This is a genomic window from Ensifer adhaerens, assembly GCF_000697965.2.
GTDB classification, from domain to species: domain Bacteria; phylum Pseudomonadota; class Alphaproteobacteria; order Rhizobiales; family Rhizobiaceae; genus Ensifer; species Ensifer adhaerens.
In genome coordinates this window covers 374,784-395,859 of the sequence record NZ_CP015880.1, presented here as the reverse complement: position 1 = coordinate 395,859, position 21,076 = coordinate 374,784, and the positions used below count along the sequence as shown (strand labels likewise).

Annotated in this window: 22 protein-coding genes and 1 tRNA gene; 7 read left to right on the top strand and 16 right to left on the bottom strand. The window is 61.3% G+C overall.

The genetic code is table 11. The features are described from left to right. The first annotated feature begins 266 nt into the window (after positions 1-266). Entirely contained in the window at positions 267-515 is a 249-nt protein-coding gene (locus FA04_RS01825) for a glycine zipper domain-containing protein (RefSeq protein WP_034800856.1), read from the top strand. A 47-nt stretch (positions 516-562) separates the two neighbouring features. Here the strand turns inward: FA04_RS01825 and FA04_RS01820 are convergent, their stop codons facing one another. Continuing rightward, positions 563-781, bottom strand: coding sequence for a NepR family anti-sigma factor (locus FA04_RS01820; protein WP_034800854.1), 219 nt, complete (start codon positions 779-781; stop codon positions 563-565). 188 nt (positions 782-969) lie between these two features. On the opposite strand from FA04_RS01820, the gene FA04_RS01815 reads away from it, so the two are divergent. Further along, on the top strand, positions 970-1,767 hold the full coding sequence (locus FA04_RS01815; RefSeq protein WP_034800852.1) for a response regulator: 798 nt from the start codon (positions 970-972) through the stop codon (positions 1,765-1,767). A gap of 18 nt (positions 1,768-1,785) precedes the next feature. On the opposite strand, the gene FA04_RS01810 is transcribed toward FA04_RS01815, so the two are convergent. The 8 genes from FA04_RS01810 to FA04_RS01780 all read right to left on the bottom strand — a co-directional run bounded on the left by FA04_RS01810 (position 1,786) and on the right by FA04_RS01780 (position 9,326). Then, complete coding sequence (locus FA04_RS01810) at positions 1,786-2,916, bottom strand: AI-2E family transporter (protein ID WP_370689547.1); 1,131 nt, start codon at positions 2,914-2,916, stop codon at positions 1,786-1,788. A gap of 137 nt (positions 2,917-3,053) precedes the next feature. Beyond that, entirely contained in the window at positions 3,054-3,224 is a 171-nt protein-coding gene (locus FA04_RS35540; protein WP_090425577.1) for a hypothetical protein, read from the bottom strand. A 177-nt stretch (positions 3,225-3,401) separates the two neighbouring features. Then, positions 3,402-3,749, bottom strand: a complete 348-nt coding sequence (locus FA04_RS01805; RefSeq protein WP_034800849.1) for a RidA family protein — start codon at positions 3,747-3,749, stop codon at positions 3,402-3,404. Between the two features lie 181 nt (positions 3,750-3,930). Next, the gene (locus FA04_RS01800; RefSeq protein ID WP_034800847.1) at positions 3,931-4,761 is read right to left on the bottom strand and encodes an ABC transporter ATP-binding protein; all 831 of its coding nucleotides are present in this window, start codon (positions 4,759-4,761) and stop codon (positions 3,931-3,933) included. Continuing rightward, positions 4,758-5,600, bottom strand: coding sequence for an ABC transporter ATP-binding protein (locus FA04_RS01795; protein WP_082566271.1), 843 nt, complete (start codon positions 5,598-5,600; stop codon positions 4,758-4,760). The genes FA04_RS01800 and FA04_RS01795 overlap by 4 nt, the downstream gene beginning before the upstream one ends. A gap of 2 nt (positions 5,601-5,602) precedes the next feature. After that, positions 5,603-6,511, bottom strand: coding sequence for an ABC transporter permease subunit (locus tag FA04_RS01790; protein WP_034800846.1), 909 nt, complete (start codon positions 6,509-6,511; stop codon positions 5,603-5,605). 10 nt (positions 6,512-6,521) lie between these two features. After that, the gene (locus FA04_RS01785) at positions 6,522-7,526 is read right to left on the bottom strand and encodes an ABC transporter permease subunit (protein ID WP_034800844.1); all 1,005 of its coding nucleotides are present in this window, start codon (positions 7,524-7,526) and stop codon (positions 6,522-6,524) included. 204 nt (positions 7,527-7,730) lie between these two features. Continuing rightward, entirely contained in the window at positions 7,731-9,326 is a 1,596-nt protein-coding gene (locus FA04_RS01780) for an ABC transporter substrate-binding protein (RefSeq protein WP_034800843.1), read from the bottom strand. Between the two features lie 646 nt (positions 9,327-9,972). On the opposite strand from FA04_RS01780, the gene FA04_RS01775 reads away from it, so the two are divergent. Both FA04_RS01775 and FA04_RS01770 read left to right on the top strand, forming a co-directional pair. Further along, a complete protein-coding gene (locus FA04_RS01775) occupies positions 9,973-10,686 on the top strand; it encodes a helix-turn-helix transcriptional regulator (protein WP_051659566.1) in 714 nt (237 codons plus the stop codon). A 10-nt stretch (positions 10,687-10,696) separates the two neighbouring features. After that, positions 10,697-11,152 (top strand): response regulator, encoded by a 456-nt coding sequence (locus tag FA04_RS01770; protein ID WP_089044704.1) that lies wholly within the window; start codon positions 10,697-10,699, stop codon positions 11,150-11,152. Positions 11,153-11,216: 64 nt separating this feature from the next. On the opposite strand, the gene rirA is transcribed toward FA04_RS01770, so the two are convergent. After that, entirely contained in the window at positions 11,217-11,681 is a 465-nt protein-coding gene (rirA, locus tag FA04_RS01765; RefSeq protein ID WP_034801384.1) for an iron-responsive transcriptional regulator RirA, read from the bottom strand. 213 nt (positions 11,682-11,894) lie between these two features. Between rirA and FA04_RS01760 the strand changes: the two genes are divergently transcribed. Further along, positions 11,895-12,914, top strand: coding sequence for a Fe(3+) ABC transporter substrate-binding protein (locus FA04_RS01760; RefSeq protein WP_370689548.1), 1,020 nt, complete (start codon positions 11,895-11,897; stop codon positions 12,912-12,914). 80 nt (positions 12,915-12,994) lie between these two features. Here FA04_RS01760 and FA04_RS01755 read toward each other — a convergent pair whose 3' ends face one another. The 3 genes from FA04_RS01755 to FA04_RS01745 form a co-directional block, all read right to left on the bottom strand. Continuing rightward, a complete protein-coding gene (locus tag FA04_RS01755) occupies positions 12,995-14,050 on the bottom strand; it encodes a M48 family metallopeptidase (protein ID WP_034800842.1) in 1,056 nt (351 codons plus the stop codon). After that, positions 14,040-15,131, bottom strand: coding sequence for a YjgN family protein (locus tag FA04_RS01750; protein WP_051659565.1), 1,092 nt, complete (start codon positions 15,129-15,131; stop codon positions 14,040-14,042). The genes FA04_RS01755 and FA04_RS01750 overlap by 11 nt, the downstream gene beginning before the upstream one ends. Positions 15,132-15,363: 232 nt before the next feature. Next, positions 15,364-16,860, bottom strand: a complete 1,497-nt coding sequence (locus FA04_RS01745) for a CoA-acylating methylmalonate-semialdehyde dehydrogenase (protein ID WP_034800841.1) — start codon at positions 16,858-16,860, stop codon at positions 15,364-15,366. A gap of 128 nt (positions 16,861-16,988) precedes the next feature. On the opposite strand from FA04_RS01745, the gene FA04_RS01740 reads away from it, so the two are divergent. Then, positions 16,989-17,870, top strand: a complete 882-nt coding sequence (locus tag FA04_RS01740) for a LysR family transcriptional regulator (RefSeq protein ID WP_034800840.1) — start codon at positions 16,989-16,991, stop codon at positions 17,868-17,870. Positions 17,871-17,901: 31 nt separating this feature from the next. Here the strand turns inward: FA04_RS01740 and FA04_RS01735 are convergent, their stop codons facing one another. Continuing rightward, the gene (locus FA04_RS01735; RefSeq protein ID WP_034800838.1) at positions 17,902-19,665 is read right to left on the bottom strand and encodes an adenylate/guanylate cyclase domain-containing protein; all 1,764 of its coding nucleotides are present in this window, start codon (positions 19,663-19,665) and stop codon (positions 17,902-17,904) included. A gap of 248 nt (positions 19,666-19,913) precedes the next feature. Between FA04_RS01735 and FA04_RS01730 the strand changes: the two genes are divergently transcribed. Beyond that, entirely contained in the window at positions 19,914-20,114 is a 201-nt protein-coding gene (locus FA04_RS01730; RefSeq protein ID WP_034800837.1) for a hypothetical protein, read from the top strand. 49 nt (positions 20,115-20,163) lie between these two features. Here FA04_RS01730 and FA04_RS01725 read toward each other — a convergent pair. Next, a tRNA-His gene (locus FA04_RS01725) sits at positions 20,164-20,240 on the bottom strand. A gap of 189 nt (positions 20,241-20,429) precedes the next feature. Further along, entirely contained in the window at positions 20,430-20,879 is a 450-nt protein-coding gene (locus FA04_RS01720) for a phasin (protein WP_034800834.1), read from the bottom strand. Between the last annotated feature and the right edge of the window lie 197 nt (positions 20,880-21,076).

The following is a 21,076-nucleotide window of genomic DNA, read 5'->3' as shown; positions in this document are numbered from 1 at the left end:
CCCCGGTCTCGTTTTCGCAACGATAACAAGCGCTGCGACCGCGGCCGAGCGACGGAGGAGATACTGGCGAGGCAAGGACACACCACAAGCGGCTCGCTCATTGCGAGCGCCGAAAGGTAACATCAAAAGTCGATCAGGACGGCGCGGCATCGGGTACGGGCTATGCCTCATTGTCGTCATTCTGTTCGTCACCAGTCGCGGGCAAATCGATTTCACCGAAAATTGATTCTCAGTTCAACAAAGCAACCCTCGGATAGGAACGCGTCATGAAGAAGATACTTATCGTAGCAAGCCTGATCCTCCCCCTCGCGGCATGCACGCAGACAGAAAAGGGCGCGGCGATCGGCGCAACCGGCGGTGCCATCGTCGGCGGTGCGGCGACGGGCAATGTCAGGGGTGCGGCCGTGGGCGCGGCCATCGGCGGCGTCGCCGGTGCGCTCATCGGCAACGCCAACGAACCGGGCCGCTGCATCTATCGCGACCGCTACGGCCGCCGCTACGAAGCCGCCTGCTGATCGGCGCATCTCATGAAGAAACGGGCAGCCGCCCGTTTCTTCCCCCCTCAAAGCGGAACCCCACCCTTCGACGGGACTTTGGCCGCAGCCTCCGCTTCATCGAGTTTTTCAAGAAGATTGAGAAAGAGTTCCGGAACGGGCTCCTGCTCCAGCGACCGATAGAGCGCCCTCAAGCTGGTGCCGATCGAGCCGCCGATGTCGAGCGTTTCGGCAGTGCCTCCGCGCTGTTGGCCTACGCCGCCGTGCTTTCCGGTTTCTTCATCCATGCTGCGTCCCACCACCGCTTAGTCCTTCACGGCTTTTGCTGCCCTTGCGAAATCGCCGGCACACCGTTTCGAACACGTCCCCCATTTGCTCTAAGCCGAAAAACGTGTTCAAAACATCCATCTATTCCGCCCCATACCCCCTATCCTCAGAAATCAAACGAATCGCATTGCACGTAAGGAAGTCGTTGATGTCACTTTCGACCCGGATTGCGCCCCACCTGCCCTTTCTGCGCCGTTACGCGCGGGCCGTCACAGGCTCGCAGGCCGCAGGCGACGGCTATGTGGCCGCCGTTCTCGAAGCCCTGATCGAGGATATCAGCCTCTTTCCGGAAGCCTCGAACGACCGGATCAGCCTCTACAAGCTGTTCTGCTCGCAGTTCGAAAAGATCTCGATCGACCGCAGCGAAAATGCCTCACCGTTCGCATGGGAAAAACAGGCGGCCGCCAATCTCTCGCTGATCGCGCCGGCGCCGCGCCAGGCGTTTCTGCTCGTATCGGTCGAGGGTTTCTCCATCGCCGATGCGGCCGAGGTCATGAACCTCAGCCAGGCCGAGTTTTCGAAGCTCCTGACAGTCGCCTCGGAGGACATTTCGCACCAGGTCGCAACGGACGTCCTGATCATCGAGGACGAGCCGCTGATCGCGCTTGATATCGAGGATATGGTGACCAGCCTCGGCCACCGCGTCACCGGGATCGCCCGCACCCACGGCGAGGCGCTCGATCTCTACCGCAAGACCTCTCCGAAGATGGTTCTGGCCGACATCCAGCTTGCCGATGGCAGCTCGGGCATCGACGCCGTCAACGAGATCCTCACGCAGGCCGCTGTGCCGGTGATCTTCATCACCGCATTCCCCGAGCGGCTGCTGACCGGCAAGCGGCCGGAGCCAGCCTTTCTCGTGACCAAGCCGTTCAATCCGGACATGGTGAAGGCACTGATCAGCCAGGCGCTGTTCTTCGACGAGCACGCACGCTCTGCCCGGCGCTAGGCCGGGCAACACATCCCCTTATCCGGGCAGCTGACGTTCAGGCGGCTGGTCGCTGATTTCCTCGACGATGGCGAGGACGATGAGAGAGAGCGGCAGCGCCAGCATGGCGCCGACCGCCCCCCACATCCAGGTCCAGAACACGATCGCCAGGAAGATCAAGAACGGGTTCACCTCGAGCTCGTTGCCGAGGATGGCCGGAATGGCAAGGTTTTCCATCGCAAGGTGAACGACGAAGAAGGCCACCGCCGGCGCCAATGCCAGCCACAGCACCTCGTGCGTCATCAGCCCCGCCACCAGCAAGCTCAGCGTCATCGCCGTCACGCCGAGATAGGGAATGAAGCTGGAGACGAAAGCGAACAGGCCCCACAACGGCGCCATGCCCAGACCCCCGACAAAAGCGATCACCGTCGTCACGAGGCCGAGCGAGAAATAGATGACGCTGGCGATCGAGAAGTATCGCGCCAACGCATCCTCGATGCCGTTCATGATGCGAATGGCGCTAAGCCGCCGCTCACGGCTGGCAAAGGCAAGGATGACCGCCTTGCGCAGTTGCAACCGTCCGAGCAGAAACAGGCCGAGTGCTGCGAGGAAGATCAGTGTCTGCACCAAAGCGGGTGTCAGCCCGGCGGCGGTGGCGGCAAGCATCGGGCCGGCATTCTTCATGACGGTATCGGCAATCGCATCGTTGCCGACGCTGCGCGCGACGGCCAGACGCAGCCACTCGAACCGGTCAATGAACGGCATCACCCGCGCCACCACGCTTTCGGCAAGCTTCGGCGCCTCCGAGGCGAGCGCCGTCAACGGACCCAGGAGGGCGTTGACGAGCCACGAGAGGCCGGTGACGAAAATGATCGCCAGCAGTAGCCCTCCGAAAATCGGCGGCAGACCATAACGCGCCAGTCCGTCGGCCGTCCGGCCGAGCACGACGCCGACGACGATCGCAAGCGTGATCGGCAGGAGGATCGTTTCCATGGCGTAGATGCCCGCGCATGCGGCAATGGCGAAGAGGCCAATGATGCTCCAGGCGACCATCAGATCGATGCCGTCGCGCCGCGGGGCTGTCGATGGCGCCGCCGTCGCCACAGCAGCCTCTTCCTCGACGATCCACCGCGCACGCTTGCGCTGCTGGGCGGCACCCGCCCGACGCAGCGTATTCGCGATCATGCCTCGCCGTCCTTCAGCCAGGGCCGCGCGCGGTTCGTTCGCGTTTCCGGTCAACAGATCAGGCCGCCCTGCCTTTTGCTCCGGCCCGGCTTGCGGCACATCGCGTGAATGATCTTGCACGGTCAATGGTGTTCCGGCGGGAAGACATGCAGGGTCAGCGACAATAGGCCAAGCCCCAGAATGATGACGAGCAAGGTATGGGCGACACCTGCGGCGGTGTAGGGAACAAGACCGAAACCGATCATGACGCCCGCCAGGAGAAGGACACAGACACGGGGCAGCCAGTAAAGCATAGACAGTCCTCCCAATCGTGGCGGCCGGTTTTGGCCTGCTTCTTCGGATTGGACACTTAACGTGCCGGTGCGCCGTTTGGTTCCGCGCAAGGGAACTGAAATGGGAACGAAAAACGCCGCCGGACGGCAGTCCGGCGGCGCAGGAATAAGAAGACGAGAAATCCCGTAGCGCAGGCCTTAGGCGGCAGCGGCGACGACGATGACTTCGACGAGGTAGTCCGGGGTCGCGAGCTTGGCTTCGCCGGTGGCGCGAGCCGGGGTGTGGCCCTGCGGTGCCCAGGCGTCCCAGACCGAGTTCATCTTCGGGAAGTCTGCCATGTCGGCGAGCCAGATGGTGGCCGAGAGGATGCGGGTCTTGTCGGTGCCGGCGAGCGCCAGAAGACGGTCGACTTCGGCAAGCGCCTGCTTGGTCTGCGTCACGACATCGTCACCGGCGTTGCCGACCTGGCCGGCGAGGTAGACGGTGTTGTTGTAGACCACGGCCTGGCTCATACGGGGGCCGGTTTCGAAACGCTTGATTTCCATGAACGTGTTCCTGAGGTTGGGCCGAACGATCGGTCCGGCCAAAAAAGCGGCTGCCCGCCGCCAAGAGGCGAGAAGTGAAGGCGGCGCGACACCTCTACACCATCAAGCCCCCAAGTCAAAGAAGCCGGGCATTGGCTGCCCGGCTTCTCTTGTTTCTTCAGCAAAAATCAGCAGCGGCGGGTCAGGCCGCCTGCTTCTTCTTGGCAAGGCGCGCCTTGATGCTCTCGACATCCGCACGCGGCGTCGCTGCGAACAGCGTCTTGGTGTAGCTGTGCTTCGGGTCGGCAAAGACCTCGTCGCGGCTGCCGTATTCGACCGCTTCGCCGAAATACATCACCATGACATCGTCAGCGATATAGCGCACGACAGAGAGGTCGTGGCTGATGAAGACGTAGGTGAGCTTCAGTTCGTCCTGAAGGTCGGCGAGCAGGTTCAGCACCTGTGCCTGGACCGACAGGTCGAGCGCCGACACCGGCTCGTCGAGCACCAGCAGCTTCGGGTTCAGCATCAACGCGCGCGCAATGGCGATACGCTGGCGCTGGCCGCCCGAAAACATGTGCGGATAGCGGTTGAAGTGCAGCTCGGTGAGGCCGACCTTCTTCAGCATCGTCATCGCCCGGTCGCGACGTTCGTCGGCCGGCGTGTCGGTGTTGATGACCAGCGGTTCCATCAGGATGTCGCCGATCTTCTGGCGTGGGTTGAGCGAGCCATAGGGGTTCTGGAAGACGATCTGCACCTTGCGGCGCATCTCCGGCGTCATGTCGCCTTTGGAGATATCGATCTTCTTGCCCTCGATCAGCAGTTCGCCGGAGGTCGCCGGGTCGATCAGGGTGAGGATGCGGCCCAGCGTGGACTTGCCGCAACCGCTTTCGCCAACGATCGCCAGCGTCTTGCCCTGTTCGACGGAAAAGCTCACGCCTTTCAGCGCATGAACCGTCTTTGCCTTTTTGATGAGGCCGCCGGGGATATGGTAGTCGCGCACCAGATTGCGCGCTTCGAGGATCACGCTCATTGGGCCGCTCCTTCGTCGACGAAGAGTTCGGAAATCGTCGGCAGACGATCGCCGGTCGCGTTGTCAGGCAGCGCCGCCAGAAGTGCGCGCGTGTAGTTGCTCTTCGGGTTTTCGAAGAGCGTCAGCACGTCGGCCTCTTCCATCTTGCGGCCCTTGTACTGCACGACCACCCGGTCGGCAGTCTCGGCGACCACGCCCATGTTGTGCGTGATCATGATCAGGCCCATCTTGTGCTCGGCCTGCAGCCTCATCAGGAGGTCCAGGATCTGCTTCTGGATCGTCACGTCGAGCGCGGTGGTCGGCTCGTCGGCGATCAGGAGCTTCGGGTTGCAGGCGATCGCGATCGCGATCATCACGCGCTGGCACTGGCCGCCCGACATCTGGTGCGGATAGTGGCCGAGCCGCTCGGCCGGATCGGGAATGCCGACCGCCTCGAACAGTTCGATTGCGCGCTTGCGGCGACCGGCCTTGTCGAGGCCCATGTGGATGCGCAGCACTTCCTCGATCTGGAAGCCGACGGTGAAGCACGGGTTGAGGCTGGCGATCGGCTCCTGGAAGATCATGGCAATATCCTTGCCGACGATCTTGCGCCGTTCGTTTGCCGACATGCCGAGCAGGTCGCGGCCGTTGAAAGTGAGCTTGTCGGCGGTCACTTTCGCCGTCCAGGGCAGAAGCCCCATGGCGGCCAGCATCGACACGGACTTGCCCGAGCCGGACTCGCCAACGATCGCAAGCACTTCGCCTTCATGGACCTTCATCGACACGCCGTTGACGGCGCGGAAGGGACCGGAGGCCGTCTGGAATTCGACGACCAGGTTTTCGATTTCGAGAAGCGCCATGATCAGGACCTCTTCAGCTTGGGATCGAGCGCATCGCGCAGGCCGTCACCCATAAGGTTGATCGCCAGCACCGTGATCAGGATCGCGATACCCGGAAGGGTCACCACCCACCAGTGGCTGCTGATGAACTCGCGGGCTTCGGCGAGCATCGTGCCCCATTCCGGTGTCGGAGGCTGTGCGCCCATGCCGAGGAAGCCGAGGGCCGCAGCGTCAAGGATCGCGCTCGAGAAGGAGAGTGTCGCCTGTACGATCAGCGGCGCCATGCAGTTCGGCAGGATCGTCTTGAACATCAGACGGCCATGACCGGCGCCGGCCACCTTGGCGGCAACGACATAGTCACGGGTCTTTTCGCTCATGACGGCAGCACGCGTCAGGCGCACGAAGTGCGGCTGGAAGACGAGCGCGATGGCGATCATGGCGTTGACGAGGCCCGGGCCGAGGACGGCGACCAGCACGAGGGCGAGCAGCAGCGACGGGAAGGCGAGGATGATGTCCATCACGCGCATGATGACGGTATCGACCCAACCACGGAAGTAGCCGGCGATGACGCCAAGCGCGATACCGCCGACGAGCGACAGGGTCGTGACGATGACACCGACGAACAGCGAGAAGCGCGTGCCGTAGATCAGGCGGGACAGCATGTCGCGGCCGACGGCGTCGGTGCCGAGCAGGAAGCCGGCGCGGCCGCCCTCCTGCCATACCGGCGGTACCAACACCGCATCGCGGTACTGTGCCACCGGATCGTGCGGTGCGACCCACGGTGCGAAGACCGCGAGCAGAACGAGGAACACGAAGAACACGAGACCGATCACGGCGCCGCGGTTCTCGGAGAAGTAATACCAGAACTCGGCCAATCGCGCCCGGCGGGACGGATCGGTCGAAACGGTGCTTGTTGCAGCAGCTTGAGACATGACGCCCTCCTTAGTGCCGGATGCGCGGATTGATGAGACCGTAGAGCAGGTCGACGATGAGGTTGACCAGCATGATCACCGCGGCGATGACGAGCAGGCCGCCCTGGATGACGGCGTAGTCGCGACGCGACACCGAATCCACCATCCACTTGCCGATGCCCGGCCAGGAGAAGATCGTTTCCGTCAGGATCGCACCGGCGAGCATGACGCCCACCTGCAGGCCGATGGTGGTGACCACCGGGATCATCGCATTGCGCAGCGCATGGACGCCGACGACCCGGAAGGTCGAAAGGCCCTTGGCCCGTGCCGTGCGCACGTAGTCTTCGGAGAGAACTTCAAGCATCGCCGAGCGCGTCTGGCGCGCGATGACCGCAAGCGGAATGGTTCCAAGCACGATCGTCGGCAGGATCAGGTGGCTGACGGCCGACTTGAACGCGCCGGCCTGACCGGACAGGAGCGAGTCGATCAGCATGAATCCGGTTACCGGCGGGAAGAAGTACATCAGCGAGATGCGGCCGGAGACCGGCGTCCACTGCAGCATGCCGGAAACGAGCATGATGAGCAGCAGGCCCCACCAGAAGATCGGCATGGAGAAGCCGACGAGTGCGGTGCCCATCATCGCCTGGTCGACGGCCGAGCCGCGCTTGATCGCAGCAATCACGCCAGCCGGAATGCCGAGAATGACCGCAAACAGGATCGCACAGAGCGAAAGCTCGACGGTTGCCGGAAACAGTTCGAAGAACTGATCGATGACCGGCTTCTTGGTAACGATCGAGGTGCCGAAATCACCCTGGAGCACGCCCCAGAGATAATCGAGGTATTGCACCACGATCGGCCGGTCGAAGCCGAGTGCGTGTGAAATTTCCGCATGTCGCTCCGGCGACATGACGCGCTCGCCCGAAAGCAGCGCAACCGGATCGCCCGGAAGCAGGCGGATGAAGGAGAAGGCGATGATGGAGACGCCGACGAAGGTCGGTATCAGGACAGCCAATCGCCCCAAGAGAAATCGGAACATGTTAAACCCCGCGCCATGTTGCCGCGGCATTGTATCCCGCCGCTGGCACCACCGCATGCTTTCCCACTTAACGGCCAAGCATACAGCAAGTCGAAATGCCACAGCGACCTTTTGCGCTCCAGCCGGAACTCAGGGTCGCTATAGTGGATGCAAAGAGGGGCGCTTGCCCTTGGCAAACGCCCCCTTAAGGATCAGTTAACTAAATTACTCGGTGATGTCCACGCCGTCGAAGGCAAAATCACCAAGTGGGCTCTGAACGAAGCCCTCGACGTTCTTGCGCATCGGCACGACCGAGAGCGAGTGGTCGATCGTCGCCCACGGCGCTTCGCGCTTGAAGACGACCTGCGCCTCTTCGTAGAGCTTGGTGCGCTCTGCGGGGTCAGAGGTTTCCTTCGCCTTCTTCACGAGAGCGTCGAATTCCTGGTTGCACCACTGTGCACGGTTGTTGCCGCCGACAGCGTTGCAGCCGAGAAGCGTGTCGAGGAAGTTGTCCGGGTCGCCGTTGTCGCCGGTCCAGCCGAGGATGACGGCACCGTCACGATCCTTGGCCTTGGACTTGTCGAGGTATTCGGCCCATTCGTAGGAGACGATCTCGACCTTGACGCCGATCTTGGCGAAGTCCGACTGCATCAGTTCAGCTGCGCGACGGGCGTTCAGCATGTACGGACGCGAAACCGGCATTGCCCAGAGCTTCATCGACAGGTCCTTGACGCCTGCGTCTTCAAGCATCTTCTTGGCGACTTCGGGCTCGTAGGTGTCGTCTTCGATCTTGTCGTTGTACGACCACATCGTCGGCGGGATCGGGTTGACGGCCGGCTGGGCAGCACCCTGGAAGACGGCATCGACGATCGCCTGCTTGTTGATCGCCTTGTTCAGCGCCTTGCGGACTTCCGGCTTGTCGAACGGAGCCTGGGTCGTGTTGTAGGCGAGGTAGGAGACGTTGAGGCCGGCCTGTTCCATGACCTTCAGGTTCGGGTCTGCCTTCATCTTCGAAACGTCGGCAGCATTCGGGAACGGCATCAGGTGGCATTCGCCAGCCTGGAGCTTCTGGAAGCGAACCGAAGCGTCAGACGTGATCGCGAAGACGAGGTCGTCGATCTTCTGCTTGCCACCCCAATAGTCCGGGTTTGCCTTGTAGCGGATGACGGCATCCTGCTGGTAGGCGACAAAAGCGAACGGACCGGTGCCGAGCGGCATCTGGTTCATCTGCTCCATCTTGCCGTCAGCCTGCAGCTTGTCGGCATACTCCTTCGACAGGATCGAAGCAAACGGCATCGCGATGTTGGCGAGGAACGGCGCTTCCTTGCGCGTCAGGGTGAACTTGACGGTCAGGTCGTCGACCTTCTCAACCGACTTGATGACTTCCGGGAAGCCCATGCCGGCTGCGTATTCCCACGAAGCGCCAGCAATGTACTTGTTCCACGGATTGTCAGCCTTCAGCTGGCGCTCGTAGGAGAACACCACGTCGTCGGCAGTGAAATCACGCGACGGCGTGAAGAATTCGGTGGTCTGGAACTTGACGCCCGGACGCAGCTTGAAGGTGTAGACCAGGCCGTCGTCGGAGATCGTCCAGCTTTCGGCGAGGCCCGGCTCAACTTCGGTCGTGCCCTTCTTGAACTCGAGCAGGCGGTTGTAAACCGTGTGCGCAGCCGCGTCGAAGGTCGTGCCGGCGGTGTACAGGCCCGGGTCAAAACCCTCTGGCGAACCTTCCGAGCAATAAACGAACGTCTTCGACCAGGCGGAGCCGGCCATCAGCGTGGCAAGCGCCGTCGCTGCAAACAGAGTAGTGAGCTTTTTCATGAGCTTTGCTTCCCAGATTTGTTTTTGTTCTCGTGTTTTCCTGACGCGGAATGCCGTTGCCCCCGGTCAAGGCCGGATGGAACGACATTTGGCGTCGCATTGCAATAAGTCGCCGCAGAAATTTGTCTATGCGAAAAATTCGTCCGCAGGTAGAGCCGGGATATTCGTCCACTGTTTTAGAATCGCCTGACAAAACAGTACACCGCGGCACCTAAAATCCACGACGTTCCGGCCGCTTCCACAGGGTCTGCAGCCTCCCCCGCCAGCCCCTTGGGCGGCGCGATGCCACACCGGGGAAGCCACCTTGGTTCCGGGTGAATACCCCTACCGAGAATGCCGTGATCGTTGGCCGCACGAACACGCGATTCGGCCTCGACAGGTTTTCGTCAATCCCAAGATACTATGGTAGAAATCCCGAACGGGATTGTGCAATAAAATGTATACAAATTCGGGGGAGATATTCGACGTGCCCAGACGTCCTTGGGAGGGACCGGCAGCCGCCTTTTACAGCTTTCAGTCGCTCGGTGGGCTTGCCGAGGGACGCGCATGACCCTGCCTGTCGGCAATACCGGCAACGCACTTTGCCGATTGATCGCTGCGGCTCGCGGGATAAACTGCCGCACGACGATAAGGGGATAGCCAGTCCGTGGCGGCTTTGCTGGAAAATCACAGGCGATACGACCTTCGCGACGAGCTAGAGAAGGCGCTCAACCGCGTCGATTTCTTCCGCATTTTTCATACCATGGCATTGCGCTACGGCTTCAGCCATTTCGGCATTCTGCAGCTCGGCAACGAGAACGACGCCTGCATGCTGTCCACCCGCCTAGTATTGCACGACCTGCCATCCGGGCTCGCGGAGGAATACGACAAGCGCCATCGCTTTGGCGACTCCGTGTTTTACAAGACGCTGCACCGCTCGGCGATCTCGTCGGTATGGCGGGCGGACGACCCCGGCTGCGACGCCAGCCAGAACCTGCTGGTGCAGCTCGGTTTCGAACTGCTCGTCAGCGTACCGGTGCACGCAGCTTCCACCGGCGCGCGCTATGCCGTGCTCTTTCTCGGAGACGGGGAGGATATCGGCCGGGCCGAGCATGTGGCGCTCGCCTATGACGCGATCGCCGCCTTCGACTATTTCTATCGCATCGCGCTTGCCAATAAGGCCGGGATGGGACTGACGCCGCGCGAAACCGAAATCCTCAAGTGGATCTCGCACGGCAAGACGGCAAGCGAGATTGCGCTCATCGTTTCGGTGTCGGAGCACACGGTGAACTCACACACCGCAACGATCCTGAAGAAACTCGACGTCGTCAATCGCACCCAGATGGTGGCGAAGGCAATCCGAGAGCAGATCATCCAGTAGCAGCCGATGCGTGGCCGCGTTTCGCACCGCCACGCCCAACGAACGGGACGCCCGCCATCAGCAAGGGTATTCGGTCATGACGCGAAAAGCACACATCCTGCTCGTTGACGACGACCCGGCAGAAAACCTGATCCTGCGCGCGCTCATCCGCAAGGTGAGCAGCATCGACATCGAGCTGCACTACTGCCAGACGATCGATGATGCGCTTGCATTCCTGCGCTCGGGCAAACCCGTATCGATGATCCTGCTCGACAACCGTCTGCGGCCGCAGCTCGATTTCCGCGAGACGGTCCCGGCCCTCCGGCATCAGGGCTATATCGGCCCGATCGGGGTAATCTCAGCATCGCTCGCCGATGCCTATTTTCAGAATCTGGAGGATTACGGCGCCGATTTCCGCATCGACAAGGCTGAAATCGACCCCACTGCGATCGACTTCATATTGCGGGAATATCTACCGCAAGAGTAACACCCGGCGGCACTTCAGCCGCCAGGTCATGCCGCACCATTTGCGCGGGCGTTGCTCGGAGATATCAGGCCGCCGAGGTCTGCGGACGCTTGGTTTCTTCCAGGCCGAGCAGGAAGTTGATCTGCGGGCGCGCCTTGACCAGGTCGTCAATCGTGTAGCCCTGCAGCACTTCGAAGAAGGCGTTCAGCGCCTTGCGGAGCGCCGAGTTCAGGCCGCAGCTGTCGACGAGCGGGCATTCGATCTCGCCCGCCTCGAAGCACTCGGCCATCGCGAAACTGTCTTCCGTCACCTTGACGACGTCGAACAGCGTGATCGCCGAAGCGGGCTTCGGCAGGCGCACGCCACCGTTACGGCCACGCACCGTTTCAACGAGGCCGGCCTTGGTCAACGGCTGCAAGATCTTGAAGAGAAACAACTCGGAAACACCGTAAGCCCTGGCGATTTCGGGAATGCGGCTGAGCTTTTCCCCGTTGGCGGCGCAGTACATCAACATGCGAACCGCGTAGTTCGTTTGCTTCGTCAGACGCATCATTCACTCCGGCATCGAGAGGTTCACGAACTCATCATATAGGACGGATCGTAGTTTGGAACAATTCCAAAAAGCCAGAAAAGTCACTTCTTGTTGAGCGTTTACGGTTTCCTGATTGACTGTTTTCAGCGCTCCGGTCAGAAAGATGAGGAATTTTGTTAACTTAGCTCAAACAAGAAAATGGAGGAAGCGATGTCCGTTTCAAGAGCAGCGATGGGCGTTCTGTCCCTGACGGCAACCCTGCTGGCAACGAGCGCCGCCTGGGCCGATGGTGAAGTCAATATCTACTCGTACCGGCAGCCCGACCTGATCAAGCCGCTGCTCGACGCCTTCACCAAGGAAACCGGCATCACCACCAATGTGCTCTTCCTAGACAAGGGCCTCGTCGAGCGCATCCAGGCCGAAGGCGCCAACTCGCCGGCCGACGTGATCCTGACCGTCGACATCAGCCGCCTGACCGAAGCCAAGGATGCAGGCGTAACCCAGCCTGTCGTCAACGAGACGATCAACAAGGATATCCCGGCGCATTTCCGCGACCCTGAAGGCAACTGGTTCGGCCTCACCACCCGCGGCCGCGTCGTCTACGCATCCAAGGAGCGCGTCGCCCAGGACGACATCACCTATGAAGAGCTTGCCGACCCCAAGTGGAAAGGCAAGATCTGCACCCGCGACGGCCAGCACTCCTATAACATCGGCCTCTTCGCCTCGATGATCGCCCACCATGGCGAAGCCGAGACCGAGAAGTGGCTGACCGGCCTCAAGAACAACCTCGCCAAGAAGCCTGACGGCGGCGACCGCGACCAGGCCAAGGCGATCCTGGCCGGCGAATGCGACCTGGCACTCGGCAACACCTACTATGTCGGTCTGATGATGACCAACGAGAAGGAGCCGGAACAGAAGGATTGGGCAGCGGCGATCAAGGTACTCTTCCCGAACGCCAAGGACCGCGGCACGCACGTCAACATTTCGGGCATGGCACTCGCCAAGAATTCCCCGAACAAGGACAACGCGCTGAAGCTGATGGAATTCCTGTCGGAAGGCGAAGCCCAGAAGATCTACGCCGAGCAGGTGTTCGAATATCCGGTTCTGCCGGGCGCCGAGCCGTCTGACGTCGTGAAGTCCTTCGGCACGATCAAGCCGGACGAACTGCCGCTCGCCGACATCGCCGCAAACCGCAAGAAGGCTTCGGAACTGGTCGACAAGGTCGGCTACAACGACGGTCCGCAGGACTGATCAACAAGGCAATTGCTTGAATGCGAACAGCGGGCCATCGGCCCGCTGTTTTCGTTTCAACAAGCGAAATTCAAGGAGGCTCATTGCGCCTTGGCGCGCAACTCCGCGGCGTAGTCGAGGATCGCCTTGCGCCGCTCCGGCGTCCCTGGATGCGTTGAGAGAATGCTGGTGTCGCCGTGATCGTCTAGCTTCTTTTCAAGCAGGTCGAAGAAGCGCGCGGCCGCCGTCGGATCTCGCCCTGCCTTCTGCATCAGCTCGACCGAGTGTCGGTCGGCAGCAGTTTCTGCGCCGCGCGAATAGGAAAGCGACAAGAGACCAGCGCCCTGCACCAGGACGTCGTCCACGCCCGAACCGATATCGCCGCCGATCATCATGATGAGGCCGGCAACGCCGGCAGCACGGTAGATCTGCCGCAGACTATGTTCGAGCTCGACATGGCCGATCTCGTGCGCCAGCACGCCAACGATCATTTCGGTATCGTCCCCGGCAAGTTCGATGAGCTCGTCGGTGACGACCAGCGTGCCATCCGGAAGCGCAAACGCATTTGGTCCGACCACACCGCCCTTGCGGAAATTGAGCGTGTAACCGGCCTCGCCGCGGCCTGATCGGGCGGCGATTGCCTTGAAGCCGTCGCGGATCCTTTCCTGCCGCTCAATCGCCAGCTGCGTTTTGTCGAACAGTGTCTGATCCATCGTCTCCATCGTGCCCTTCGACATCATCTCCGGCACGATCGGCGGGGTCACGAGGACGGCGACCTCAACGAGCGCAGGAACCGCATAACGATAGATGGCAACGCCGCACAGCACGGTGGCTGCGACGACGGCGATGAGACGTGGACGAAAGCGCTCCCATTCGTGGATGTGGTTGACCCTGCCATTCAGCTTCAGAAAACGATCGACTGCCTCGTTGTCCGGCGTTTCGAACAACGAGCCGTCTGCAAATTCGACGCGACGCGGTATCGCTCCGACGCGGTCGGAAATATCGACACTTGCCAAGGTGCCACGGGCAAGTTCGGTGCTCGCATCGTCTACGGCCCTAAGGCTGCCCCCCTCTTCCAACAACCGCGAGGGCACCGACCGGCTGGAACCGGCCGGATGCCACTCGCCACGTGCGATCTCGATGCTGCTAGAAGCCAAAATCGAACCCTTCGAAATCCATGAATTCCGCTCCAACCGCCGACGCTTCCGCTTCGATTTCGCTCATCAGCGTTCCGACGGCGCCAAAGACGGTTACGCCCGTCAGGGTCCATTTGTAACGGGCCATGCGGACAGCCGCCCAAGGTCGCAGCAGGCCCAGCGTCAGGATGGTGACGACGAAGTTCGATATGGCGATCCACGTGTAGCGGCCCCGAGAAAGACCGCTGAGGAACCGATGTTTTCCGTCAAAAACCGTCGCCCCCCAAACGGCGTTGCGCACGGCTGCACTGTAGAACAACGCGATGACTGCGTAGAAAGACATGGACGCCACATATCCTGCGCCCAAGCCTACCCATCCCCACCTCGGATCGTTCAGCGATTGGAGCAAACTTGGCGATGCGCGAAGCGTTCCCATCAAGATCGCGAAGACAACAACGCCAAGAACCAGCGCAAGCCCCACACCCAGGAACATGCCGCGATAGAGCGGGCCGAACGGCGGGTTGGTCTCAAAGGCCCTGCCGCCAAAGCGCAGGTTCGATCCGACGTAGCGCCCAACCCATCGGCTTGCGAGCGGCGTCAGTAGGCCCAAGGTGATAATGGAAAGGAACCCGCCCAGAATGAACGCCTTGAAGGCACCGCCCATCGTGCCGACGAAGTCGAAGCGGACGTTGCGGTAGCTCGTCACCCGTGCGCTGAAGCGCAACCCGCGTGCGGCCAGCCAGGGAACGAAGAAGAGCGAAAGCAACAATAACGCGATGCCGACGATCGGAACGAATGTCAGCAGAAGATTGTAGAGGATCAGATAGCCGAAAACGATCACTCGCCCGATCAGGATCTGCTTGCCCTTGGCATGGTACTCGAAGGTACGGCCGAGCAGAACCGTGTTTCCGTAGAAGTATCGGTTGCGCCGGACTTTTGCCCAGGCGGAATAAATGCCAAGCGTGACGATCGTCAAAAACACGTTGACGATCCAGATGCCGAAATATTCCTTGCCGCTCCCCATGAACGAGAAACGGTGAAAATCGATCGACACGTCGCGTGTCGGCGCTGCTTGAAACGACGTCGCTTCGGCCACGACCATGATGGGCCCCTCCGTCCATCCTTTGTGCATCGGACGCGCCGCAAAGCGCTCCGGAGCACATGATCAAACACAAATCGTCTGGTGCGCCCCCGCCCGCCAGACTGCCGTTGGAGCAGCGATCAATTCACGACCCTTGCCCACGGTTCGCAAGTTAGTTGTGCCGTATTGCCGAATGCAACAAAAAAGGGCCTCCCGAAGGAGGCCCCGAGGCGGGAGGATCTTTATCCCGTTGTTACTTCATCGTCGGCATGACGAACTCGGCACCGTCCTTGATGCCCGAAGGCCAGCGCTCGGTAATGGTCTTGGTGCGGGTCCAGAACTTGATCGAGTCCGGGCCGTGCTGGTTGAGATCGCCGAAGGACGAGGACTTCCAGCCGCCGAAGGAGTGGTAGGCGAGCGGAACCGGGATCGGAACGTTGACGCCGACCATGCCGATGTTGATGCGCGAGGCGAAGTCGCGGGCCGCATCACCGTCGCGGGTGTAGATCGCGACGCCGTTGCCATACTCGTGCTTCATCGGCAGGTCGAGGGCTTCCTCGTAGGTCTTGGCGCGGACGACCGAGAGAACCGGTCCGAAGATTTCCGTCTTGTAGATGTCCATGTCCGGCGTGACGTTGTCGAACAGGCAGCCGCCAATGAAGTGGCCCTGCTCATAGCCCTGCAGCTTGAAATCGCGGCCGTCGACGACGAGCTTGGCGCCTTGCTCGACACCGCTGTCGATCAGGCTGCGGATGCGCTGTTCGGCTTCCTTGGTGACGACAGGGCCCATATCGGCCTTCTCGTCGGTGTAGGGGCCGATGCGCAGGCTTTCGACCATCGGGGTCAGCTTGCTGATCAGGCGGTTGGCGGTCTCTTCACCGACCGGGACGGCAACCGAGATCGCCATGCAGCGCTCGCCGGCCGAGCCGTAGCCGGCGCCCATCAGGGCGTTCGCGGCCTGGTCGAGATCGGCGTCGGGCATGATGATCATGTGGTTCTTGGCGCCACCGAAGCACTGGGCGCGCTTGCCGTTCATCGCCGCGGTGCCATAGACGTAGCGGGCGATCGGGGTCGAGCCGACGAAGGAAACGGCTGCGATATCCGGATGCGTCAGGATCGCGTCGACAGCCCCCTTGTCGCCGTTGACGACGTTGAGGATGCCTGCCGGCAGGCCGGCTTCGATCATCAGTTCGGCAAGGCGGATCGGAACGGACGGATCACGCTCGGACGGCTTCAGGATGAAAGCGTTGCCGCAGGCGATGGCCGGGGCGAACATCCACATCGGGATCATGGCCGGGAAGTTGAACGGGGTGATGCCGGCGCCGATGCCGACGGCCTGGCGGATCGAGTACATGTCGATGCCGGGACCGGCACCTTCGGTGAACTCGCTCTTCTGCAGATGCGGAATGCCGATGACGAATTCGCAGACTTCGAGGCCACGGATGAGGTCACCCTTGGCGTCTTCGATCGTCTTGCCATGCTCGCGCGACAGGATCTCGGCGAGCTCGTTCATGTTGGCGTTCAGAAGTTCGACGAACTTCATGAACACGCGGGCGCGGCGCTGCGGGTTGGTGGCCGCCCACTTCGGCTGTGCTGCCTTGGCGCTTTCGACGGCTGCCGAAAGTTCCGCGTCGCTTGCCAGCGCCACGGTGCCCTGCACTTCGCCGGTTGCCGGGTTGAAGATGTTGCTGACGCGGCCGCTCTTGCCGGCGACGCGCTTGCCATCGATGAAATGACCGAGTTCGTACATGAATGGTTCCTCCAGATCTTGATTGTGGCGGCATGATCGCACTACGATTTCAACAAATCAATTTCCGATATTCAGCAACCGTTGTGCAAAAATTGAAGTCCAACGGTTTTGTATAGGATTGTCGCACTGTGAACTGGGACGATGTCAGAATGTTTCTAGCCGTCGCGCGGACCGGACAGATCCTGGCCGCATCCAAGCGGCTCGGCGTCAATCATGCCACGCTCAGCCGTCGGGTGACTGCGCTGGAAGAGGCGATGAAGACACGGTTGCTCGTTCGTCGGCCGAACGGTTGCGAACTGACCGCCGAGGGCGAAATCTTCCTTGCGGCAGCCGAGCGCATGGAAACGGAAATGCTGGCGGCGCAATCGCAGATCGGCCGGATCGACACGGCGATCGCCGGCACGGTGCGCATCGGTGCACCCGACGGTTTCGGTGTTTCTTTCCTCGCACCCCGGCTCGGCCGGCTGACGGCGCGCTATCCGGAATTGAAACTGCAGCTCGTGCCGGTCCCTCGGTCGTTCTCGCTGTCGCAGCGCGAGGCCGATATCGCGATCACCATCGAACGTCCGGAACAGGGGCGCCTCGTTTCCTCGAAACTCACCGACTATACGCTCGGCCTCTACGCCTCGGCCGACTATCTCGAAAAGCACGGCACGCCGCAGACGATCGACGACCTCAGGGAGCACCGCCGCATCGGCTACGTCGAGGATCTGATCTTCACGCCGTCGCTGAATTTTTCCGCCGAGATCATGCGCAGCTGGGATGCCTCGTTCGAGATATCGAGCGCCACCGGCCAGACGGAGGCGGTGCGTTCCAGCGCCGGCATCGGCATTCTGCACAATTACATTGCCCGCCATGCGCCGGAACTAAAACGTATCCTGCCGGAAACGACCATCCGCCGTGCCTACTGGACCACCTATCACGAAAGCGCGCGCGATCTCGTGCGCGTTCGCACCGTCGTCGCCTTTCTGCAGGAACTGGTGACCGCGGAGCACCAGATCTTCATATGAAGCGCTCAAACGCCTGACGTCGGCGCCGCACCTATAGCGAAATCCCGGCCTCCCGCAGGCCGTCAATCAGCCGCGGAATGACGGCCGGATCCTCGTAAGGCATCGCCCGCTTGAAGTGGTCGATGGAAAAGTCCGGATTGACCTCGAAGACCTCGTGCCAGTAGCGCCGCGCCTCCTCATGGCGTCCGGTGCGGCCATAAAGACAGGCGAGATAGAAGCGCGTCATGTCCGAACGCGGTGCCAAGGCCAGGCGCCGCTTGAAGGCAATCTCGGCTTCGTCGAAACGGCCGAGATTGAGCAGGGTCCGGCCGAGGAAATGCAGCGCCAGGTCGAACTGCGGATCGAGCCTGTGGGCGCGGGTATAGAAGGGCAAGGCCTCCTCGAACTGGCCCAGGAAATCTCTGATCGTGCCGAGCTGCGTGTGGCCGCCGGCGGAGTTCGGGTCGAGCTCGATCGTGCGTTGGGCGGCCCGCTCGGCCTCGTCGAAGCGGCGCTTCCAGCAGAGCGCAATCGCGAGCGCGTGGTGGCCGTGGGGTTCATGCTCGTCGGTCTCGACGGCCTTCTGTGCAAGCTTGAGAGCGCGCTCGATATTGTCGACGGTGCCACCGTTCCACCGGTTGATGTAGTCGGTCATGGCAATGATCGCGAGCGACCCATACGCCGCGGCAAGCGCCGGGTCGATGGCGATCGCACGTTCGAGCATGCTGCGCGCCTCCGCAGACGATACCGCGTCGAACCGCAGGATCGCCTGGCGCGACCGTACGAGCAGATCATAGGCCTCCGGATCGACCTTGCCGCGCCCCTCGCGCCGCTCCGTTTCTCCGGCCGTCAGCTTCACCTTGAGCGCCGTCACGATGGTGCGCGTCACCTCGTCCTGAACCTCGAAAATATCCTCGATGCCGCGATCGTAGCGCTCGGCCCAGAGATGGCCCCCGGTGGTGCCGTCGATCATCTGAGCGTTGATGCGAATGCGGTTGGCGGCGCGGCGCACGCTGCCTTCGAGCACATAGCGAACGCCGAGGTCGCGGCTCACCTGGCGGATATCCGCCGACTTGCCCTTATAGGCGAAGGAGGAATTGCGGGCGATCACGAAGAGACCGGAGACCTTCGAGAGATCGGTGATGATGTCCTCGGTAATGCCGTCGGCGAAATAGCCCTGCTCCGGATCGCCGGACATATTGTCGAACGGCAGCACGGCGATCGACGGCCGGCTCGGAAGCTGCGGTGGCACCTCGGCGGCGACCTTGATGGGCGCGTCGGCATACTCGTCCGGCGACCAGCTCCAGATATGCACCGGCCGCTCGATGTTCTTGACCTCGTGATGGCCGCTGTCGACGAAAATGAGATCGATGCGGCCGTGCACATATTCGTGCACCCCGTCCGAAATCGCCACGCCGCCGGGCCTCGCAAGCGCCTCGATCCGGGCTGCGACATTGACGCCGTCGCCGTAGAGGTCGCTGTCGGCGACCATGATGTCGCCCATGTTGATGCCGACGCGCAGCACGATTTGCTGATCGTGGGGCACGTCCGCATTGGCGGAGATCATCGCCCGCTGCAAGGCAGCCGCACATTCGACCGCATTGACCGCGCTGGAAAACTCGACCAGCACGCCGTCGCCCGTTCGCTTGAACACCCGGCCCTGGTGGGTTTCGACGAGCGGTTCCAGCACTTCGCTCCAGCGCGCCATGAGCTGCGTATAGGTGGTTTTCTCGTCTCGCTCCATCAGCCGGCTATAGCCAACGACATCAGCAGCCAGGATGGCGGCAAGCCGCCGTGTGATGGATTCTTTGGCCATGGATTGCGACGCCTTACTGGGAATCCTCTTGGCGAAATTTTACCGGCGGATGAGCCCTATGTCCATTCGAACCGGATCCGACCCGCGCCCAAGCGCTAGCCCGAATTGGGTATTGCCGCGACAGGAACCTGGCGCGGTATCCCGACGTTGCCTTCACAGGGAATTGAGCTGCTTGCTCAAGGCGATGGCTGCGAGCACGCCGGTCGCAATCGGCTCGCGCTCCCATTTCGACAAAGGAGTGTGAAAGGATGCTTGTGTCCATACCGGGCCCGCCGATCCTGCCGGGTGAACTCACCAAGATCGACGATGTCTTCAAGGAAACACTAAGAGAGCGAGAGCTGTCGCGCCAGTCGGGAGAGGCAACGGCGCTCGCCGCCCGGCTGATCGAACTTTATCAGAATGGCGTACAGGACGTGGTGGCGCTCAGAGCCTTGGCCAAGCTGTTCTGAAGAAGCAAGGCGCCCCGCAAATCGCGATACCTATCGTATAGGGAAGAAATGGTACGGTTGGTGGGAATCGAACCTACGACCTCAGGTGCCACAAACCTGCGCTCTAACCAACTGAGCTACAACCGCACATAAAGCGACATCAGTCGCTTGGCGGCTCACATACGGAGACTTCCGTCGCTTTGCAAGCCTTAACTTGAGATTATCCTGGAAAAAATCCGGATGGCAAGCCATCCGGATTCTTGGTTTTGGGCGCAGATGGCAGAATTCGGCGACAGCAGTCTGTCGCCATCGTTCAGCCGGCGCGCTCGGTTGACTTTAGACCTTCTTGAAGGACGACATCGCTTTTTCAGCGGCGTCCTTGCCCGGCTTGGTGACGTTTTCGGCAACCTTCTTGGTGGCTTCCTGCATCGACTTCGCCTGCTCGACGGCGAGTTCGGCCTGCTTGCGGACAAAGCTCGTCTGCAGTTCGACGAATTCCGACAGCGACTTCACGCCGAGCAGCGCTTCCATGTGAGACAGCGAGTTTTCGGCATTGGTGCGCAGTGCGTCGATGGCCTTGAGACCGAGTTCGACGGAGCCGGTCTGGGCGCTTTCGAGCGTTGCTTCAACGGTCTTCGTTGCCTCTTCGGCAGCGGTCTTCATCTTGGCATAGGCTTCCTTCGACTGGACGGCACCCTTTTCCGCGAAGTCGCGGAAGCTGTCGGTGAACTTCGCCGGGTCGAAAGAGGAAAGGGAAAATACGTCGTCGGTCTTCTTGGTAGCCATGAAAGCGCTCCTTGGTGTCTGGCCCTCTTCAGAGGCGCCGTTGATTGATGCGCATTATATAAACTACTTGCTTGTGCATTGCAATAAAATTGTGCAGTGCACAAAATCCGGAGAATTAACCTTTCGCGCTGAAAGCCGTGACGAAGCTCCGGCCCTCGCTGGACCCTTGCGGGCCTGCCGGGTATTAATAGAGTGTT

Bases quoted from the DNA above. Each gene is read 5' to 3' on its own strand.
- FA04_RS01730 (WP_034800837.1), top strand. From the start codon at position 19,914: ATGCTTGTGTCCATACCGGGCCCGCCGATCCTGCCGGGTGAACTCACC.
- FA04_RS01760 (WP_370689548.1), top strand. From the start codon at position 11,895: ATGGGCGTTCTGTCCCTGACGGCAACCCTGCTGGCAACGAGCGCCGCC.
- FA04_RS01825 (WP_034800856.1), top strand. From the start codon at position 267: ATGAAGAAGATACTTATCGTAGCAAGCCTGATCCTCCCCCTCGCGGCA.
- FA04_RS01800 (WP_034800847.1), bottom strand. From the start codon at position 4,761: ATGAGCGTGATCCTCGAAGCGCGCAATCTGGTGCGCGACTACCATATC.
- FA04_RS01785 (WP_034800844.1), bottom strand. From the start codon at position 7,526: ATGTTCCGATTTCTCTTGGGGCGATTGGCTGTCCTGATACCGACCTTC.
- FA04_RS01780 (WP_034800843.1), bottom strand. From the start codon at position 9,326: ATGAAAAAGCTCACTACTCTGTTTGCAGCGACGGCGCTTGCCACGCTG.
- FA04_RS01820 (WP_034800854.1), bottom strand. From the start codon at position 781: ATGGATGAAGAAACCGGAAAGCACGGCGGCGTAGGCCAACAGCGCGGA.
- FA04_RS01815 (WP_034800852.1), top strand. From the start codon at position 970: ATGTCACTTTCGACCCGGATTGCGCCCCACCTGCCCTTTCTGCGCCGT.
- FA04_RS35540 (WP_090425577.1), bottom strand. From the start codon at position 3,224: ATGCTTTACTGGCTGCCCCGTGTCTGTGTCCTTCTCCTGGCGGGCGTC.
- FA04_RS01805 (WP_034800849.1), bottom strand. From the start codon at position 3,749: ATGGAAATCAAGCGTTTCGAAACCGGCCCCCGTATGAGCCAGGCCGTG.
- FA04_RS01795 (WP_082566271.1), bottom strand. From the start codon at position 5,600: ATGGCGCTTCTCGAAATCGAAAACCTGGTCGTCGAATTCCAGACGGCC.
- FA04_RS01720 (WP_034800834.1), bottom strand. From the start codon at position 20,879: ATGGCTACCAAGAAGACCGACGACGTATTTTCCCTTTCCTCTTTCGAC.
- rirA (WP_034801384.1), bottom strand. From the start codon at position 11,681: ATGCGTCTGACGAAGCAAACGAACTACGCGGTTCGCATGTTGATGTAC.
- FA04_RS01745 (WP_034800841.1), bottom strand. From the start codon at position 16,860: ATGTACGAACTCGGTCATTTCATCGATGGCAAGCGCGTCGCCGGCAAG.
- FA04_RS01735 (WP_034800838.1), bottom strand. From the start codon at position 19,665: ATGGCCAAAGAATCCATCACACGGCGGCTTGCCGCCATCCTGGCTGCT.
- FA04_RS01750 (WP_051659565.1), bottom strand. From the start codon at position 15,131: ATGGTCGTGGCCGAAGCGACGTCGTTTCAAGCAGCGCCGACACGCGAC.
- FA04_RS01790 (WP_034800846.1), bottom strand. From the start codon at position 6,511: ATGTCTCAAGCTGCTGCAACAAGCACCGTTTCGACCGATCCGTCCCGC.